Below are 17,177 nucleotides of genomic sequence, written 5' to 3'. Positions count from 1 at the left end.
CATCGAACCGGGGAGGAGACAGCGATGATTCCCAGCACCAGAGTTCCGCCTACCAGAGGCCCCGCAGTGTGCTCGACCAACACCAAGGCATCCATGCGGCGCGCGTGGAACGTCCTTGTCCTCGAAGGCATCGCGGCGACGCTGCTGGCAGTCGCCTTGCTGACGCCGGCTTTGCCGAGGTTGGCATTCGGCGCCGGCAACGGCGCCTTTCCGACCAAACCGGTGACCATCGTCAGCACGTTCTCGGCGGGCAGCGGACCGGATACGATGATGCGCGCCGTCGCCGAAAAACTGGCGCTCCAATGGAAGACGCCCGTCGTCATCGAGAACCGGCCGGGCGGCGCGGGCTTCATTGCCATCAACGCGGCGCGCGCGGCGGCGCCGGATGGCCATACGCTGCTGCTGCACGATGGCGATGCGTTGAGCGCGCTGCCGCATCTGTTCAAGAGCCGCGATTTCCGCGTGTTCGATGCCTTCGAGCCGGTCGGCGTGCTCTACAGCACGCCGTTCTTCGTGGTGGTGTCGTCGTCCTCCCCGTGGAAGACGGTCGGCGATCTGCTCGCGGCCGCGAAGGCCAGACCGGGCAAGGTCAGCTTTGGGACCTGGGGCGTCGGCAGCACGGCGCATCTGCAGTCCGCGCTGCTGGAGGCGCAGGCCGGCGTCAGGATGCTGCACGTGCCGTACAAGGAGATGGGGCAGCTCTATACCGGCGTCAGCACGGGCGAAACCGACTGGGCGTTGGGGGCGAGGGCGTCGACCGAGTTCGTCTATCAGCCCGGTCGCGTCCGCTATCTCGCGGTGACGAGCCCGCAGCGGCTGCCTGCCATGCCCGATGTGCCGACGCTGGCCGAGTCCGGCGGTCCGGCCCATGCGGTGCCCAGCGGTTTCGTCGCGCTGATGGCGCCGAAGGGCACACCCGCGGCGATTCTCGACAGGATCAACAAGGATCTGCTCGCCGCCGTCGCCAGCACGGACGTGCAGGCGCGCTACAAGACCTTCAGTTTCGAGGCCACTCCGTGGAGCGGCGCGCAGATGCGCCGTGCGATCGAGACGCGCAGCGCGACCTATGAGCAGGTCGTCCGCCAGAACGGCATCAAGCTCGATTGAGGAACGGACGAGCATGCGAAGGAAGCCCAACGACATCGGCCCCGCAGCCCGGGCGGCATCGCTGCCGGCGGCATTGTGGCAATGGGACGCCGCCGACTTGGCGGCGCAGATTCGCGCCGGCACGGTGTCGAGCGTGGAGGCGGTCCACAGCGTGTACGAACGCATCGACGCCATCAATCCGCGTCTCAATGCGATCGTCCATTCGGATCGCGAGCGGGCGCTCGAAGCAGCAAGGCGGGCCGACGCATTGCGTTCGGCTTCGCCGGACCCGCTCGGACCGCTGCATGGCGTACCGGTGACGATCAAGCTCAACGCCGACGTCGAAGGCGAGGCGACGACCAACGGCGTGCCGGCCTACCGCCGCCGCGTGGCGCGCGAGGATGGTCCCGTCGTTGCGAACCTGCGGCGCGCCGGTGCGTTCGTGGTCGGGCGGACCAATGTGCCGCCCTTCTCGTTTCGCTGGTTCACCGAGAACCCGCTGCACGGCAGGACGCTTAATCCCTGGAACGCCGATATCACGTCGGGCGGGTCCAGCGGCGGCGCGGCGGTGGCGGTCGCCGCGGGCATGGGCGGGATCGCGCACGGCACCGACATCGCCGGCTCGATCCGCTATCCGGCCTATGTCAACGGCGTGGTCGGCTTGCGGCCCACCCCTGGACGCGTGCCGGCCTATCAGCCGACGGCCGATCCGCGCCTCGCCGGCCTGCAACTGTTTTCGGCGCAGGGGCCGCTGGCGCGATGCGTCGACGACGTCGAGCTCGGATTCCGTGCCATGGCATCGAGTGGATCGTGCGATCCTACGTGGGTCGGCATGCCGCTGGATGTCCCGGACGACGCGGCGCCTGTCAGCGTGGCCTGCGTGGACGAGATTCCCGGCGCCCAGCTCGCTCCGGAAGTGGTACGCGCCCTTGGGAAGGCAGCCAGCGCGCTCCAGGCGGCCGGCTACCGCGTCGAACGGGCCGTGCCGCCCCGGCTCGACGAAGCGCTGGATATCTGGCTGGCCATCGTGATGACGGAAGTCCGGATGGGAATGATGGCGGCCGTCGAGGCGACGCGCGACCCGACGATCATCGCGTCGGTGAGGAACATGGCCGCGTGTGCGCCACCGCCGGACCTGCGCACCTATGCCGCGGCCTTCGCGCGGCGCGATGCGCTTCGGCGCGAATGGAATGCGTTCCTCGACCGCTATCCGCTGGTGCTGATGCCGACATCCTGCCGTCCGCCGATGCCGTGGGGCGAGGATCTGCACGATCTCGAGCGGATGCAGATGCTGCTGCGGGATCAGTCCCCGTTGATCGGCGTCGCCGCGATGAGCCTGCCGGGTTTGCACCTGCCAACCGGTATCGACAACGGACTGCCGAGCGGCGTGCAGCTGGTGGCCGCAAGCTTCCGCGAACAGCGGCTGCTCGCAGCCGGCAGGGTGATCGAGTGGGATGCGGGGATGCCGAGGGCTTATGACGCGCCGGAACGGTGAGCCATGGACGCGCGCGCTCGTGGACCTGTGGGGAGAGCGGCGGCAGCGCGCTAGTATTGCGGTTCCATCGAAAATCGCCAACGACGCCACTGCACCATGCCGCCGCTTGCCAACGAGCCGGTCCCGATCGAAGTCCGGCGCATTCTCGATGTCGTTGTCGGCGTGCTCGGCGACAACATCGCCGGCGCCTATCTGTTCGGCTCCGCCATCGTGGGCGGGCTGCGGCCGGACAGCGATGTCGACCTGCTGGTGCTGACGCATCGAACGATGGCCGCGCAATGCCGCAGGCAGTTGGTGCAAGCGTTGATGAAGGTCTCCGGCGCGCGCGCGGAGCGGGGGCCGGCCCGCAATGCCGAAGTCACGATTGTGGTGCTCGACGACATCGCCCCGTGGCGGCATCCGGCGCGGAGCGACCTCGTCTATGGCGAATGGCTGCGCGACGAGTTCGAAGCGGGCGCGGTGCCGGCGCCGAGCACCGACCCCGATCTGACGCTGGTGCTGGCCACGGCCCTGCAAGGCCACCGCGCATTGATCGGCCCGGCGCTTGCCGAATTTCTTCCAGCGATTCCCTACACCGATATCCGGCGCGCCATCGGGGACAGCCTGCCGGCGCTGGTGGCGAACGTCTGCGGCGACGAACGCAACGTCATGCTGACGCTGGCCCGCATGTGGGTCACGCTGGCGACGGGCAAGATCGTGCCGAAGGACGAGGCTGCCGACTGGTTGCTGCCGCGCCTGCCGCAGGGCCAGCGCGCGCTACTGGCGACGGCCCGCGATGCCTATCGTGGCGATGGCGGCGATGGCGGCGATGGCGGCGATGGCGGCGATGGCGCCGATGAGGCCTGGCACGAACGCGGGGCCGACGTCCGCGCCTGGGTCAACGATGTCAGCGAGGCGATGGCGCGGATGCTGCACGAGGGAGCCGACGCATGAGCACTCATGCCATCGCGTGCTAGGCGGTGCGTTTCGGCTGGACCGCCATCAGCATCAGCGCAATCACCGCCAGGGCCAATGGCGCGAACGATAGCCACAACACCGTATCCCAGTCGTAGGCGGCCAACAGTCCCCCGGAGGCAAACGAGCCGAGCGCCATCGTGCCGAAGACGATGAAATCGTTGAAGGACTGCACCTTGGTCTTTTCCTCGGGCCGGTGGCATTCGAGCACCAGCGCCGAGGCGCCCACGAAGCCGAAGTTCCAGCCGAGCCCGAGGAGGATCAAGGTCAGCCAGAAGTGGGCCACATCGATGCCGGTCAGGCCGATCGCGGCGGAAACGCCGGTCAGCAGCAGGCCCGCCGTGACGACGCGCTGCGCGCCGAAGCGGGTAATCAGCCGGCCCGTGAAGAAGCTCGGTCCATACATCGCGATCACGTGCCACTGCAGACCGAGGTTGGCGTCTTCCTGCGAATGGCCGCACAGATGCATCGCCAGCGGCGCCGCCGTCATCAGGAAGTTCATCAGCATGTATGACACGGCGCCGCACATGACCGCGGTGACGAACAGCGGCTGGCGCGCGATCGTCGACAGCGGCCGCCCCTTCGCGACTTCCGCCGCCGTCGGCATCGGCAGCCGTACGCCCCACAGCACCAGCGCCGACACCAGCGCGACGACGGCCTGCATGACGAAGGTCGCCGCGAACATGTGCGGCGGCCACAGATGCATGGTGTGCGTGACCAGCTGTGGTCCGACGACACCGGCGACGACGCCGCCTCCCATCACGAAGGACAGCGCACGCGGGCGCAGCGCAGGCGAGACGCCGTCGGCCGCGGCGAAGCGGAACGACAGCACCACCGCCGCATAGGCGCCGCCGAAGAACGTTGCCAGGCAGAACAGCCAGAACGAACTCCACACGACGGCGGCGGCCGCCAGCAAACCGACCAGCACGCCGCAGGCGGTGCCGGCGAGGAACGAGGCGCGTCGGCCGTAGCGGCGCGCGATGGCTCCCGTCGGCAGGATGCACGCCGCCATGCCGACAACGAAGATCGAGATGGGCAGCGTGGCCAGCGTCTTGTCGGGGGCCAGCATGTCGCCGACGATCGCGCCGGTCGCATAGACCACGACGGAATTGGCACCGGCCAGCGCCTGCGCGACGGTCAGGCGCAGGATATTGCCGCGCTGGTCGCGCTCGGAGAGTTCGGCGACGGATTCGCTCAGTGTGGCAGGGGCGGCGTTCGACAAGACAATACCTCGGAGAAATGGGGATTCGCGCTCGGCACCGTGGGTCGATGGCGGAATTCCGGCGGGACGACAGGCGATTGTTGGCGGATTATCCCCGACCTGCAAACAAGATTAAGTATCGATCAGCGAAAGAATAGCTTTATCGATGTGGAAGTCGTCGCGCACGAGTCGATCGGAGCGGCGGCGCCGGTGCAAGGGAAAAACATGCTGCACCGCACGACCGGGCGAGAAACGGTCCTGCGGTAGAGTAACGGTTCTTCTTCCCCCCCGATGCTCGCCATATGGAGACCGAGCCATGGAATTCGTTATCCCCAGTACCGCAAATCTGGTTCTGTTCGTCAGCGCCGCCCTGGTGTTGCTGGTGATTCCAGGCCCGGCCGTGCTGTACATCATCGCGCAGTCGGTGGAGCAGGGCCGCAAGGCCGGGATGGTGTCGGATCTCGGCATCCATACGGCCACGCTCGTCCACGTGCTGGCCGCCGCGCTGGGGTTGTCCGCGTTGCTGGCCTCGTCCGCCGTGGCGTTCAGCATCCTGAAGTACGCCGGTGCCGCCTATCTGATCTGGCTGGGGCTGAAGAAGATCTTCGGCCGTCCGGCGCCGGTCGTCGTCGATGCGGTGCCGCAGCAGCGGCGCTACGCCCGACTGTTCCGCGACGGCTTCATCGTCAACCTGCTCAATCCCAAGACGGCACTGTTCTTCCTGGCCTTCCTGCCGCAGTTCGTCGACGTCAGCCGCGGCCACGTGGCGATGCAGATCGTCTTTCTGGGCCTGTTGTTCACGCTGCTTGGCCTGATCAGCGATGCCTGCTACGCGCTGGCCGCAAGTGCGGCAGGCCGCTGGCTGCGCCAAAGCCGCGGCTATCTGACGTTCGAGCGCTACGTCGGCGGCACGCTGCTGATCGGGCTGGGCATTACTGCAGCGTTTGCCGGGAACGGCAAGAAGTAGCCGGCGCCGCCGAAGGCGTTACCGAATCCGGATGTCGGCCGCGCCGCCGCGGGTATCCTGCCGGACCGCGGTCCAGTCGGCCCGCGTCAACCGGTACACGCAATGCGCTTTCAGCGGATGGCCATCGGGCACGTTCGGGTGGTCGAAGGTCTGCGCGCAGCGCCGCATGCCCAGCCGTTCCATCACCGCCTGCGAGGGCTGGTTCAGCAAGGCGGTGAACGACACGATTTCGTTCAGGCCGAATACCTCGAAGCCGGCCCGCAGGGCGGCGCGCGCAGCCTCGCTGGCGTAGCCCCGTCCCCAGTATTCAGCCGCAAGGCGCCAGCCGATCTCCACGCACGGCGCGAAGGGTAACGGCGCGCCTGGGATGTTCAGGCCCACCATGCCGATAAACGCGCCATCCTGCTTGCGCTCCACCGCCCAGAACCCGAACCCGTGCGCGGCAATATGCGCGCTGCAGCGGTCGATCATCGCGTCGCTGGCGGCGCGGTCAAACGGGGCCGGAAAATAGCGCATGACCCGGACATCGGCATTGAGCGCGGCAAAGGGATCGCTGTCGGAAGTCTGCCATGGGCGCACGATCAGACGGGGTGTTTCGAGCTGGATGGGGCGCGGACCCGGATGCATTTGGCGTTTCCGTTCGCATCAAGAAGGGAGGGAAGTATGACACTGCCCGCGGCGCTGGCCGATCACGGCCGTCTTCGCTGGATGCCGGTCAGCATGGGCGAATCGGGCGATCTTGTCTATCGCCGCGATGACGGCCGGGCCTTCGCCAAGGTCGTGCCGGAGTCCCGCTCGGCAGAGCTCGCCGGCGAGCGCGATCGGCTCGCCTGGCTGGAGGGTCAAGGGATTGCCTGCCCGAAGGTACTGGACTGGCGAGAAGCGGGGAACGAAGTGTGCCTGGTGATGACAGCCGTGCCAGGCGTGCCCGCGGCCGATTTGCCCGGCACGGATCTGCTCGAGGCATGGCCGTCGATGGTGCGCGAGCTTGGCGCGCTGCACGCGTTGTCGTCGGGCCAGTGCCCGTTCGAACGCAGCCTGTCGGCGATGTTCGCGCGTGCCGTGGACGTGGTGAACCGCGATGCAGTCAATCCAGACTTTCTGCCCGACGAGGACAAGCGCACGCCGGCCCCGGAACTGCTGGCGCGGGTCGAACGCGAGCTGCCCGTCCGCCTTGCGCAAGAGGCCACCTCTACGGTGGTCTGTCACGGCGATCCCTGCCTGCCCAACTTCATGGTCGATCCGCGCACGCTGCGATGCACGGGCATCATCGACCTGGGTCGGCTCGGCTGGGCGGACCGCTATGCCGACCTCGCCTTGATGGTGGCCAATGCCGAGGAAAGCTGGCAGACACCGCAGCAGGCGGAACAGGCCTTCGCCATGCTGTTCGACACCCTCGGGGTGACGGCCGATTGCGAACGATTGGCCTTCTACCTGCGGCTCGATCCCTTGACCTGGGGGTGAATGGCGCCCGCCGTCCGCGTTGCCTGGCGCAGCTCGTCCTCGATATAGGCCCGGATCACATCGGCGAAGCTGGCGTCGCCGCGCAACCCCAGCTGCTCGGCGCGCGTGGTGTCCCAGCGGCCCGGCCAGCTGCCGACGATCTGCTGCACGCGGGCGTCGGGCTCGCGGCGAATGCGGTTGGCGGCCTCGTCGCCGGCCACTTCCCGCAGCGCGGCGATCATCTCATCCACGGTCACGGAAACGCCAGGCAGATTGACGATGCGCCGATTGCCCAACCGTTCGCCCGGCAGCTCGCTGCCGGCAATCAGCGCCTCGATGGCCCGGCGCGGCGACAGCAGCCACAGCCGCGTGTCGCCCGGCACCGGGCAGATCGCCTCCTCGCCATTGAGCGGTTCGCGGATGATGCCGCTGGCAAACGACGATGCGGCGGCATTGGGCCGGCCCGGACGCACGCTGATGGTCGGCAGCCGCAACACGACGCCGTCGACAAAGCCGCGCCGGCTGTAATCGGACAGCATCAGTTCGGCAATCGCCTTCTGCGTGCCGTACGACGATTGCGGATTGAGCGCGGTATCGTCGCGCACCACCTCGGGCAGCAAGCCGCCATAGACGGCCACCGAGCTGGTGAACACCACGCGCGGGCGATGGCCGCGGGCCCGGCATACTTCCAGCAGCGCGCGCGAGGCATCGAGGTTGATGCGCATGCCCAGGTCGAAATCGGCCTCGGCCTGGCCGCTGACGATGGCGGCCAGATGGAACACCACCGCGGTATCGCGGTCGATCGCGCGTTCGAGCAGCGCGGGATCGGCGATATCGCCGACCAGCGCGGTCACGCGCTGATCGCCCAGATCGTTGCCTGGCACGACATCGACCAGCACCAGTTCCGTGATGGGAGCCGCCTTGCCGTCGGGACCGGTCAGCTCGCCGCGCGACAGCAGCTGTTTGGCCAGACGCTGGCCGAGAAATCCGGCGCCGCCGGTGATCAGTACTTTCATGATGCGTTGCCTTGTTGAATCGCGAGATCGGCGGGCAGCCGGCCGTGAATGTGCCAGCCGCCGGCAAAGATTACCGCTGCAGCCAGGGGCGCAGCCACCCAAGCCCTTCGCTGGTGCCAGCCCTGGGGCGATATTCGCAGCCGATCCAGCCCTGGTAGCCAAGCGCATCGATCAGCTCGAACAGATAGGGATAGTTCAGTTCGCCGATATTGGGCTCCTGCCGCTCTGGCACCCCGGCGATCTGGATATGTCCGATTCCCGCCATGTCGCGTTTGAGCTTGGTGGCCACATCGCCTTCGACGATCTGGCAGTGGTAGCAGTCGAACTGCACCTTGAGGTTCGGCGCGCCGATCTCGCGGCAGATCGCTTGCGCATCGTCCTGGCGGTTCAGGAAGAAACCCGGGATATCGCGGGTGTTGATCGGCTCGATCACCACCGTGATGCCGTCGGCCTGCGCGGTGCGGGCGGCGTACTCCAGGTTGCGCAGATAGATGGCGCGCTGCTGGTCGCGCGACACGCCCGGCGCCGCAAGGCCCGCCATCACGTGCAGCTTGTCGTTGCCCAGCACGCGCGCGTAGTCGAGCGCCGTATCGATGCTGCGCCGGAATTCGCCTTCCCGTCCGGGCAGCGACGCGATGCCGCGTTCGCCGCCGGCCCAGTCGCCCGGCGGCGCATTGAACAGCGCCTGTTGCAGGCCATTGGCATCGAGCCGCGACTTCAGCTCGGCCGCCGGAAAGTCGTAAGGAAACAGATACTCCACGGCGCGGAAGCCATCGTTCGCGGCCGCGGCAAAACGGTCCAGGAACGCGTGCTCGTTGTACATCATCGAAAGATTGGCGGCAAAGCGTGGCATGGCAGCAAGTCGGGATGGAGTGGAGGAAGGCGGCGCTAGCGCGCCGCGTCCATATTAGCGGTTGACCAGCCTGGCCGGCGTCAGCCAAACAGCGACGGCGCCAAGCACCAGCATGCCGGCCAGCACATACATGCCGGCTGCCGTGCTGTTGGTGGCATCGCGCAGGAAGCCGATCAGATAGGGGCTGGCGAAGCCGGCCAGGTTGCCGATCGAATTGATGATCGCGATACCGGCTGCGGCGGCGCTGCCGGCGAGGAACGCGGTTGGCAGCGACCAGAACAGCGGGGCGCAGGTCAGCACGCCGGCGGCGGCCACCGACAGCGCGACGATGGACAACGTGGTGTTGCCGGTGGCGGAGGCGGCGATGGTGAAGCCGACGGTGCCCATCAGCGCCGGCACGATCAGATGCCAGCGCCGCTCGCGGCGCTTGTCCGCGCTGTGGCCGAACAGGTTCATCGCGACGATGGCGACCACGAAGGGAATCGCGCTCAGCAGCCCGATTTCCAGCGTGCCCGTGATGCCGGTCGATTTGACGAAGGTCGGCATCCAGAACGTCAGACCGTACTGCCCCGATACGAAGGCGAAGTAGATCAGCGACATCCACCACATGCGCGGGTCACGGAACACCGCGCGCAGCGAATGCGCGTGCTGTTGCTGCTCCTGCGGCTGCGCGGCGATCTCGTCGGCCAGCAGCTGCTTCTCGCGCTCGGTCAGCCATTTGGCGCTGCGGATGTTGTTGTCCAGATAGAGGATCGTCGCGATGCCGATCAGCACCGCCGGAATGGCCTCCAGCACGAACATCCATTGCCAGCCGTGGAAGCCCGCGCCGCCGTGGAAACTCTCCATGATCCAGCCGGACAGCGGATTGCCGAAGATGCCCGATACCGGAATCGCCGACATGAACACCGCGATGATCTTGGCGCGGCGGTGCGACGGAAACCAGTAGGTGAGGTAAAGGATCACGCCAGGATAGAAACCCGCTTCCGCCAGGCCCAGCAGGAAGCGCAGCACATAGAACTGCGTCGGCGTCGTGACGAAGGCGAACATCTCCGACAGGATGCCCCAGGTGATCATGATGCGGGCGATCCAGATGCGCGCGCCGATCCGGTGCATCAGCATATTGCTCGGCAGTTCGAACAGGAAGTAGCCGAGGAAGAAGATGCCGGCGCCCAGGCCGAACACCGTCTCGCTGAAGGCCAGGTCCTGCGACATCTGAAGCTTGGCGAAGCCGACGTTGACGCGGTCCAGATAGGCCACCACGTAGCACAGCATCAGGAACGGCACGATGCGCCAGAACACCTTGCGGTAGGTCAGGTCGAGTTCGGCTTTGTCGGGTGCGTCGACGTAGGCGGCCGCGGCCGCGTCGTAGGCTGTCATCGGTTGTCTCCTATGGATTGTGTCGGGCCGGCTGTCGCGCCGGCGCCGGTGTGCGTGATCAAGGCCCGTGCACACCGCGGGCTGGCGCGTCCGCTACCAGCGTGCGCCGAAGGTCTGGCGTAGTTCTTCGAGCGCCGCGGCGTCGAGCGGCGCCGGCTTGGGATCGGTCATCAACCACAGGCGTGCGGTTTCCTCGAGCTCTTCGAGCGCCCACGACGCTTGCGAAACCGACGGGCCCCACACCACGGGGCCGAGCCGGTCCAGCAGCACGCCGCGCACGCGCGCGGCCAGCGCGGCCACTTGCGCCGCGACCTCGGGGTCGCCCGGGCGGCGATAGCGCAGCAGCGGAATATGGCCAACCTTCATCACGTAGTAGGGCGTGATCGGCGGCAGCACGTCGTCGTCGCGCCAGACGCCCGCGAGCGTCAGCGCGACCAGATGGGTCGAATGCGTATGCACCACGCCGTGCGCGTTCGGGTCGTTGGCATAGATGCCGCGATGCAGCGCCAGCGTCTTCGACGGCCTGTCGCCGGACACGTGCTGGCCGCTGGCGTCGACCTTGGCGATGCGCGCCGGGTCCAGCCGGCCGAGGCAGGCATCGGTCGGCGTAATCAACCAGCCGTCGTCGAGCCGCGCGCTGATATTGCCGGCGCTGCCGACCGCATGCCCGCGCGCATACAGGCTCGCGCCGATCGTGCAGATCTCCTCGCGCAGGCGGGCTTCCTCGCTCATTGGATGCCTCCTTCCAGCTGGCGCAGCGCCTTGGCGAAGAAATCGACCGCGCCGAAATTGCCCGACTTCAGCGCCAGACCCAAGGGCTCGGTGTCGATGGTGGCGGTGGCCGGCACGCCGGGATCGATCTGCGCGCCGATCTGCAGCGATTTCACGTCGAGTGCCTGCACCACGGCGCCCGACGTCTCGCCGCCGGCAACCACGAACTTGCGCACGCCCATCTCGCGCAGACCGCGCGCGATGGCGGCCAGCGTGGCCTCCACCAGTTGGCCGGCCTCCGCCACGCCGAGCGCTCGCTGCACGCTGCGCACTTCGTCGGGCGTGGCGGTGGCATAGATCAGTACCGGCTCGGGCAGATGCGATCGGGCAAACGCCAGCGCCTGCTCGACCACCGCTTCGCCGCGCGCCACCGCGAGTGGGTCGATGCGAAAACTCGGCCTGGCGTCAGCTCCGTTCCCGTTCCCGTTGCCGCGCCACGCTGCCACCTGCTGGTTCGTCGCTTGCGATGCGCTGCCTGCCAGCACCGCGGCATGGCCTTCGATGCGGGGCAATTGCGCGGCATCGGCGCGTTCCGCCAACAGACCCGCGCGGCGGAAGTTGGCGGGCAGGCCGAGCGCGATGCCCGAGCCGCCGGTCACCAGCGGCAGATCGGCGCACGCTTCGCCGAGCACGTGCAGATCTCGGTCGGACAGCGCGTCGGCAATCGCCAGCCGTACGCCATCGGCGCGCAACTGCGCGATCGCCTCGCGCACCGCCGCCGCGCCGGCGGCGATCGTGTCATAGCGGATCAGGCCGACCCTGCCGCGGGTTTGCCGTTGCAGCACGCGCACCAGATTGGCATCGCGCATCGGCGTCAGCGGATGGTTCTGCATGCCCGACTCGTTCAGCAGCGCGTCGCCGACGAACAGATGGCCGCGAACGACCGTACGGCCGTTCTCCGGAAAAGCCGGACAGGCGATCGAGAAGCCGGGCTGTTCGTCCAGCGCATCGAGCAGGGCCTCGGCCACCGGGCCGATATTGCCGGCATCGGTCGAGTCGAAGGTCGAGCAGTACTTGAAGAAAAATTGGTGGCAGCCCTGTTCGCGCAGCCAGGCGAGGGCGGCCAGCGATTGTGCAATGGCCTCGGTTGCCGGGATGGTGCGCGATTTGAGCGCCACCACAATGGCGTCCGCTTGCAGCGGCGCCGCGGACGGCGGCACGCCGATGGTCTGCACGGTTCGCATGCCGCTCTTGACCAGCATATTGGCCAGATCGGTCGCGCCGGTGAAATCGTCGGCGATACAGCCCAGAAGCGGGCGAGGCGGGTTGGAGTGGGACATGAATGGGCGGGGCGATAACGGACAGCGGCAACGAACGGCGCTCAGCCTGTTTGGAATCAGCGTGAGGGCGGCAGCGTGATGCCGGGGAAGGTCTTGATCACCGCGGAATCGTCCTCGCCGCCATGGCCGGCGCTGGACGCGCTCATGAACATCTGATGCGCGGTGGCCGACAACGGCAGCGGGAATTTGCTGCGGCGGGCGGTATCGAGCACCAGGCCCAGGTCCTTGACGAAGATGTCGACGGCGGACAGCGGCGTGTAATCGCCATTGAGGATATGCGGCACGCGGTTCTCGAACATCCACGAGTTGCCGGCGCTATGGGTGATCACGTCGTACAGCGCGTCCGGATCGACGCCCTCGCGCAGCCCCAGCGCCATCGCTTCGGCGGCAGCCGCGATATGCACGCCGGCCAGCAATTGGTTGATGATCTTGACCTTGGAGCCGGCACCATGCTGCTCGCCAAGTCGATAGACCTTGCCCGCGATGGCCTCGAGCACATCCTCGCAGGCGGCATAGGCGGCCGCCGGCCCCGACGTCATCATCGTCATTTCGCCCGACGCCGCGCGCGCCGCACCGCCGGACACCGGCGCGTCGAGCATCAGCAGGCCCGCCGCTTCCAGGCGCGCGCCAAGCTGCACGGCAAATTCCGGCGCGACCGTCGCGCTGGCAATGACCACGCCGCCGGGCTTCATGTGGGCCACCGCGCCTTGCTCACCAAACAGCACTGCTTCGGTCTGCTCGGCATTGACCACCAGCGTCACCACCACGTCGCACTGCGCACCCAGTTCGGCCGGCGTGGCGCAGGCGATGCCGCCTTCGTTGGCGAAGGCGCGCAGCACCTCGTCGCGCACGTCGCAGGCGTGAACGCGAAAGCCCGCGCGCAACAGCGAGCGCGCAACGCCCAGGCCCATGGCACCGAGGCCGATGACTCCAATATGTCGTGACATGATCTGTCTCTGGTTGGCGCGAGCCGCCGCGTCGGCCGCTCAGCAGATGCCGGCTTGCGACAGCCGGCGCTCGGCGTTGTACAGGTGGGTCAGGGCGGCATTGCGTGCCGCCATCGGGTCGCGCGCACGGATCGCGTCGACGATGGCCGCGTGTTCGTCGCGCACCTGACGCGAGAAATCGTCGCGCGTCGCCTCGTTGCGACGGGTCACCGCGACGCCGGCCTCGAGGTACTGGTTCAGGAAATTCAGCGTCTTGATGAAATACGGATTGCCGGTCACCGCGGCGATCTTGCGGTGAAAGGCCACATCCTCGGCCACGCCATCGCGTCCAGCAGCCGTCGCCTCGTCGATATTGGCCAGCGCCGCGTCGATCTCGGCAATATCCCGGTCAGTGCAGCGCCGCGCGGCCTCCGCCGCCACCTCCGCCTCGATGGCGCGGCGCACCGCCAGCAAATGCGGCATCGAGCTGGGCTCGATCGCCTCGGCGTAGTCGATCCGCAGCGGCCGGATCGCGCCATGCTCCTTGACGAACACGCCGCTGCCCTGGCGCGGCTCCACCACGCCTTCGTTCTTGAGCCGCGAAATCGCCTCGCGAATCACCGTACGGCTAACGCCGAACTGCTGCGCCAGCACGGCCTCGGTGGGCAGCTTGCCGGTCGCGGCAAAACTGCCGATCTCGATCTGCTTGAGCAGTTGCTGAGCGACGGTGTCGCTCATCGCGGGGGCGGAGACCTTGTCGAACATGGCTTGGGCCGGTGTGATGCCTTATCAGGTAATAAGGTCATCATACAAATTTGAGGACGGCAACCGTTATTGGGGACAACCCTTGCAACGCTAGAGGATTCTTTGCGTCACCTAAGCGAACACCTTTGCCAACGAGCCTTGCTGGCGTAAGCCGCCTGCAGCAGCGCAAGGCGCTTGGTATCAGCCGGTATCACGCGATTTGATACTTCTCGCCGTCGACGATACCGAACCAGGTTTTTCTGGAGTCGTTGCCCCTGTCCCGCTCGGCTCGGCGGCCGCGGCCAGCAGCCGCGCCTCGATGTAGATCCGTTTGACGGAGGGATAGCGCAAACGAATCTGCCGTTCCACCCTTTCCACCGAGCGCGCGATCTCGGTGCCGCGAGCGCCGGCACGGAACTGGACGTCGAGCGCTACCAGTACATCGTCGGGACCGAAATGCATGGTCAGCGGCCGCGCGGCGTAATCGATGCAAGGGTCTTCGTGTGCCAGGCGCTGAATACCTTCGGCCATCTCGCGGTTCACGCTTTCCCCCACCAGCAAGCTACGGCTTTCGCGGACAAGCACTGTAGCGACACCTGCCAGCAGCACGCCAATCACCAGCGATGCCGCGCCGTCCAGCACCGGCATGTTCCAGCGGTGGCTCGCATAGATGCCCGCCGCAGCGATCACCAGTCCAGCGAGCGCCGCGGCGTCTTCGGCAAGCACGGTGACGGTGGTGGGATCCTTGCTGCTGCGCAGCGCCGTCCAGAACGGCGTGGCGCCCTTTTCGCGGTGGAACTCGCGCAGCGCAATCGCAAAGCTGATTCCTTCGAATATCGCGGCGCAGGCCAGCACGATGTAATTCCAGTGGGGATCGCGCAATGGCTCGGGATCCATCATGTGAAGCACACCTTCGTAAGCCGAAATGCCGCCGCCCAGGCCAAAGATCAGCACCGCAACGATCAAGCTCCAGAAGTACAGCTCCTTGCCGTAGCCAAACGGATGCTGCGGATCGGCCGTGCGGCGACTGCGAGACAGACCGACCAGCAGTAGTAGCTCGTTGCCGGTATCGACGGTCGAGTGGATCGCTTCAGAGAGCATCGCGGAGCTGCCCGTGACACTGGCCACAATGAATTTGGTCACGGCGATGGCGAGGTTGGCCGCGATCGCGCCGTAGATGGCGAGGGGAGATTTGCGCGACGCGCTGGCCGGCGAGGGCGGCGCCGGTTCAGATGGCGAGGCATCCTTGAGCGCCGCGCCGGTGACAGGAGGGGACCACGGATGACGTCCTGACATGCAGTCTTCGTGTCGTGACAGCAAGAATACGACGGGTCAAGCAACAGTTGTACCTTGCCGGCATCCGCGCATGACAAGAGCGAACGGACGCCAATGGCGCCCGCGATGATGTCGATCGAACGGTAAATGCTTCATGCCGATGTATTGGTCGCAACCGCAAACCGGCGCGGCGGGCAGAGCCGATAGCAGCATGCCAATGCGCAGTCCGACACCGGACGTATGGGATGTTATGGGAAACAAACCCCCCCGCAAAGCGAGGGTTGACGGCGTCTCTGGACTTCTTGGGATTTGGTGCCCGGGGTCGGACTCGAACCGACACGCCTTGCGGCGGGGGATTTTGAGTCCCCTGCGTCTACCTGTTTCACCACCCGGGCGGGTGCGCGATCGTGCCGGAGGGTTGCCGGAGAAGCGGCGGGGGCACTGCGCTGAGCAGCGGATTATGCCGCAAATCGCCTGATGGGACAACCGAGGGGGGCCTGCCGCGGGGCGGCGCGGTCTAGCGCCGGCGCTTGTCGTTGGTCCAGCGGTTGCGGTCGTAATACTCCGGCGGCTTGCGGGCGATCCAGCGGATGAAGTCGGCCATGGCGGGGTGGCCGCGCAGCTTGTCCCAATCGTGGAATTCGGCGGCGAGCTCCGCTTCGGTGAAGACCGAGTGGATCTTCTGGTGGCAGACCCGGTGCATCGGCACCACCTCGGTTCCGCCGCGGGAGCGGGGCACCGGGTGGTGCAGGTCGGTGCTGGGACCCGCGATCAGTGGCCGCCCGCATAGCGGGCAGGTCTCGAGCAGGGCTGGCGTGTCGGCCGGGGCCGGTGGTCCGTGCTGATCGCCGCGGCCGGCCTTGCCCACGCGAAGATGGCGTTTGACGACCATGCCCGGCCACCTTCATGCCGAATCAGCGCTGATCCTCCAGCACCCGCAGCAGCGACGACGTGTCGTCCTTGCCCCAGCCGTTGCGCATCAGCGTCTGCAGCTGCGCGGCGGTGGCTTGCATCGCGGGCAGCGCCAGGCCGGCTTCGCGGGCGACGTCGGCGGCGAGGCCGAAGTCCTTGTCGTGCAGGCGCGCCTGGATGCCGGCGGCGAAATCGCGGGCGACCATCTTCGGTCCCATCATGTCCAGCATGCGGCTGCCGGCCATGCCGGTCGACATCGCCTGCAGCACGCGCTGCATGTCGACCTGCTGCGACTGCGCGAAGCGCATCGCCTCGGCGATCCCTTCGATATTGACCACCTGCGCGATCTGGTTGCACAGCTTGGCCACCTGACCCGCGCCGTTGTCGCCGATATGGGTGATGGTCTTGCCGTAGCAGGCGAGCAGCGGCTGCACGCGTTCGAGCATTTGCGCCTTGCCGCCGACCATGATGGTCAGCGTGCCGGCTTCGGCGGCGACGGTGCCGCCCGACACCGGACAGTCGAGCGCCTCGATGCCGCGTTCGGCCAGCGCCTGGGCGATCTCGCGTGTGACCACGGGCGAGATCGTGCTGTGGTCGATGCAGATCGTGCCCGGCGCGGCGCCTTCGATCACGCCGCCTTCGCCGAGCAGCACCATGCGGACATCCTCGGACGAGGTCACGTTGGTGAACACCACCTCGGCGCCGCGCGCCGCCTCGGCCGGGCTGAAGAACGGTTCGGCGCCCAGTTCGCGCGCCGCGTCGGCGGCTTCGGGCCGGCGCACGGAGGCGCGCACCGTGTGGCCGGCCGCGAGCAGATGGCGCACCATCTGCGAGCCCATCGCGCCCAGGCCGATAAAGGCAATGGTAGTCATGTCGA

General features: G+C 67.3%; 17 protein-coding genes and 1 tRNA gene. 5 read left to right on the top strand and 13 right to left on the bottom strand.

Annotated features, from left to right (window positions below; genetic code table 11):
- Positions 1–24: 24 nt before the first annotated feature.
- The 3 genes from FOB47_RS21725 (at position 25) to FOB47_RS21715 (ending at position 3,514) form a co-directional block, all read left to right on the top strand.
- Positions 25–1,107, top strand: coding sequence for a Bug family tripartite tricarboxylate transporter substrate binding protein (locus FOB47_RS21725; RefSeq protein WP_244959359.1), 1,083 nt, complete (start codon positions 25–27; stop codon positions 1,105–1,107).
- Positions 1,067–2,581 carry an amidase gene (locus FOB47_RS21720; protein WP_338031305.1) on the top strand — a complete coding sequence of 505 codons (1,515 nt, stop codon included), beginning with the start codon at positions 1,067–1,069 and terminating at the stop codon, positions 2,579–2,581. The genes FOB47_RS21725 and FOB47_RS21720 overlap by 41 nt, the downstream gene beginning before the upstream one ends.
- Positions 2,582–2,677: 96 nt before the next feature.
- The gene (locus tag FOB47_RS21715) at positions 2,678–3,514 is read left to right on the top strand and encodes an aminoglycoside adenylyltransferase family protein (RefSeq protein WP_174782107.1); all 837 of its coding nucleotides are present in this window, start codon (positions 2,678–2,680) and stop codon (positions 3,512–3,514) included.
- Between the two features lie 19 nt (positions 3,515–3,533).
- Here the strand turns inward: FOB47_RS21715 and FOB47_RS21710 are convergent, their stop codons facing one another.
- The gene (locus FOB47_RS21710) at positions 3,534–4,757 is read right to left on the bottom strand and encodes an MFS transporter (protein ID WP_174782106.1); all 1,224 of its coding nucleotides are present in this window, start codon (positions 4,755–4,757) and stop codon (positions 3,534–3,536) included.
- Positions 4,758–5,052: 295 nt separating this feature from the next.
- On the opposite strand from FOB47_RS21710, the gene FOB47_RS21705 reads away from it, so the two are divergent.
- Positions 5,053–5,703, top strand: a complete 651-nt coding sequence (locus FOB47_RS21705; RefSeq protein WP_006576437.1) for a LysE family translocator — start codon at positions 5,053–5,055, stop codon at positions 5,701–5,703.
- An 18-nt stretch (positions 5,704–5,721) separates the two neighbouring features.
- On the opposite strand, the gene FOB47_RS21700 is transcribed toward FOB47_RS21705, so the two are convergent.
- Positions 5,722–6,330: a GNAT family N-acetyltransferase gene (locus FOB47_RS21700; RefSeq protein ID WP_006576438.1), complete on the bottom strand. Its 609-nt coding sequence runs from the start codon at positions 6,328–6,330 to the stop codon at positions 5,722–5,724.
- A 36-nt stretch (positions 6,331–6,366) separates the two neighbouring features.
- Between FOB47_RS21700 and FOB47_RS21695 the strand changes: the two genes are divergently transcribed.
- Positions 6,367–7,167: an APH(3'') family aminoglycoside O-phosphotransferase gene (locus FOB47_RS21695; protein WP_174782105.1), complete on the top strand. Its 801-nt coding sequence runs from the start codon at positions 6,367–6,369 to the stop codon at positions 7,165–7,167.
- Here the strand turns inward: FOB47_RS21695 and denD are convergent.
- The 11 genes from denD to FOB47_RS21640 all read right to left on the bottom strand — a co-directional run bounded on the left by denD (position 7,134) and on the right by FOB47_RS21640 (position 17,172).
- A complete protein-coding gene (gene denD, locus FOB47_RS21690) occupies positions 7,134–8,162 on the bottom strand; it encodes a D-erythronate dehydrogenase (RefSeq protein WP_174782104.1) in 1,029 nt (342 codons plus the stop codon). The genes FOB47_RS21695 and denD overlap by 34 nt on opposite strands.
- Before the next feature lie 70 nt (positions 8,163–8,232).
- Positions 8,233–9,015 carry a 2-oxo-tetronate isomerase gene (gene otnI, locus FOB47_RS21685; RefSeq protein WP_174782103.1) on the bottom strand — a complete coding sequence of 261 codons (783 nt, stop codon included), beginning with the start codon at positions 9,013–9,015 and terminating at the stop codon, positions 8,233–8,235.
- A gap of 54 nt (positions 9,016–9,069) precedes the next feature.
- Complete coding sequence (locus FOB47_RS21680; protein ID WP_174782102.1) at positions 9,070–10,392, bottom strand: MFS transporter; 1,323 nt, start codon at positions 10,390–10,392, stop codon at positions 9,070–9,072.
- Positions 10,393–10,485: 93 nt separating this feature from the next.
- The gene (otnC, locus tag FOB47_RS21675) at positions 10,486–11,124 is read right to left on the bottom strand and encodes a 3-oxo-tetronate 4-phosphate decarboxylase (protein ID WP_174782101.1); all 639 of its coding nucleotides are present in this window, start codon (positions 11,122–11,124) and stop codon (positions 10,486–10,488) included.
- Positions 11,121–12,443 carry a 3-oxo-tetronate kinase gene (gene otnK / locus FOB47_RS21670; RefSeq protein ID WP_174782100.1) on the bottom strand — a complete coding sequence of 441 codons (1,323 nt, stop codon included), beginning with the start codon at positions 12,441–12,443 and terminating at the stop codon, positions 11,121–11,123. The genes otnC and otnK overlap by 4 nt, the downstream gene beginning before the upstream one ends.
- A gap of 56 nt (positions 12,444–12,499) precedes the next feature.
- Positions 12,500–13,390 carry an L-threonate dehydrogenase gene (ltnD, locus tag FOB47_RS21665; RefSeq protein WP_174782099.1) on the bottom strand — a complete coding sequence of 297 codons (891 nt, stop codon included), beginning with the start codon at positions 13,388–13,390 and terminating at the stop codon, positions 12,500–12,502.
- Between the two features lie 39 nt (positions 13,391–13,429).
- Positions 13,430–14,134 carry a FadR/GntR family transcriptional regulator gene (locus FOB47_RS21660; RefSeq protein WP_174782098.1) on the bottom strand — a complete coding sequence of 235 codons (705 nt, stop codon included), beginning with the start codon at positions 14,132–14,134 and terminating at the stop codon, positions 13,430–13,432.
- A 180-nt stretch (positions 14,135–14,314) separates the two neighbouring features.
- Positions 14,315–15,409 carry a cation diffusion facilitator family transporter gene (locus FOB47_RS21655; RefSeq protein WP_064576474.1) on the bottom strand — a complete coding sequence of 365 codons (1,095 nt, stop codon included), beginning with the start codon at positions 15,407–15,409 and terminating at the stop codon, positions 14,315–14,317.
- A 289-nt stretch (positions 15,410–15,698) separates the two neighbouring features.
- A tRNA-Leu gene (locus FOB47_RS21650) sits at positions 15,699–15,783 on the bottom strand.
- 122 nt (positions 15,784–15,905) lie between these two features.
- A complete protein-coding gene (locus tag FOB47_RS21645; RefSeq protein WP_174782097.1) occupies positions 15,906–16,280 on the bottom strand; it encodes an HNH endonuclease in 375 nt (124 codons plus the stop codon).
- Between the two features lie 22 nt (positions 16,281–16,302).
- Complete coding sequence (locus FOB47_RS21640) at positions 16,303–17,172, bottom strand: NAD(P)-dependent oxidoreductase (RefSeq protein WP_174782096.1); 870 nt, start codon at positions 17,170–17,172, stop codon at positions 16,303–16,305.
- Between the last annotated feature and the right edge of the window lie 5 nt (positions 17,173–17,177).

The sequence above is a fragment of the Cupriavidus gilardii genome, from assembly GCF_013347325.1.
Classification (GTDB): Bacteria; Pseudomonadota; Gammaproteobacteria; order Burkholderiales; family Burkholderiaceae; genus Cupriavidus; species Cupriavidus gilardii.
This window is presented reverse-complemented; position numbering and strand designations above follow the sequence as displayed.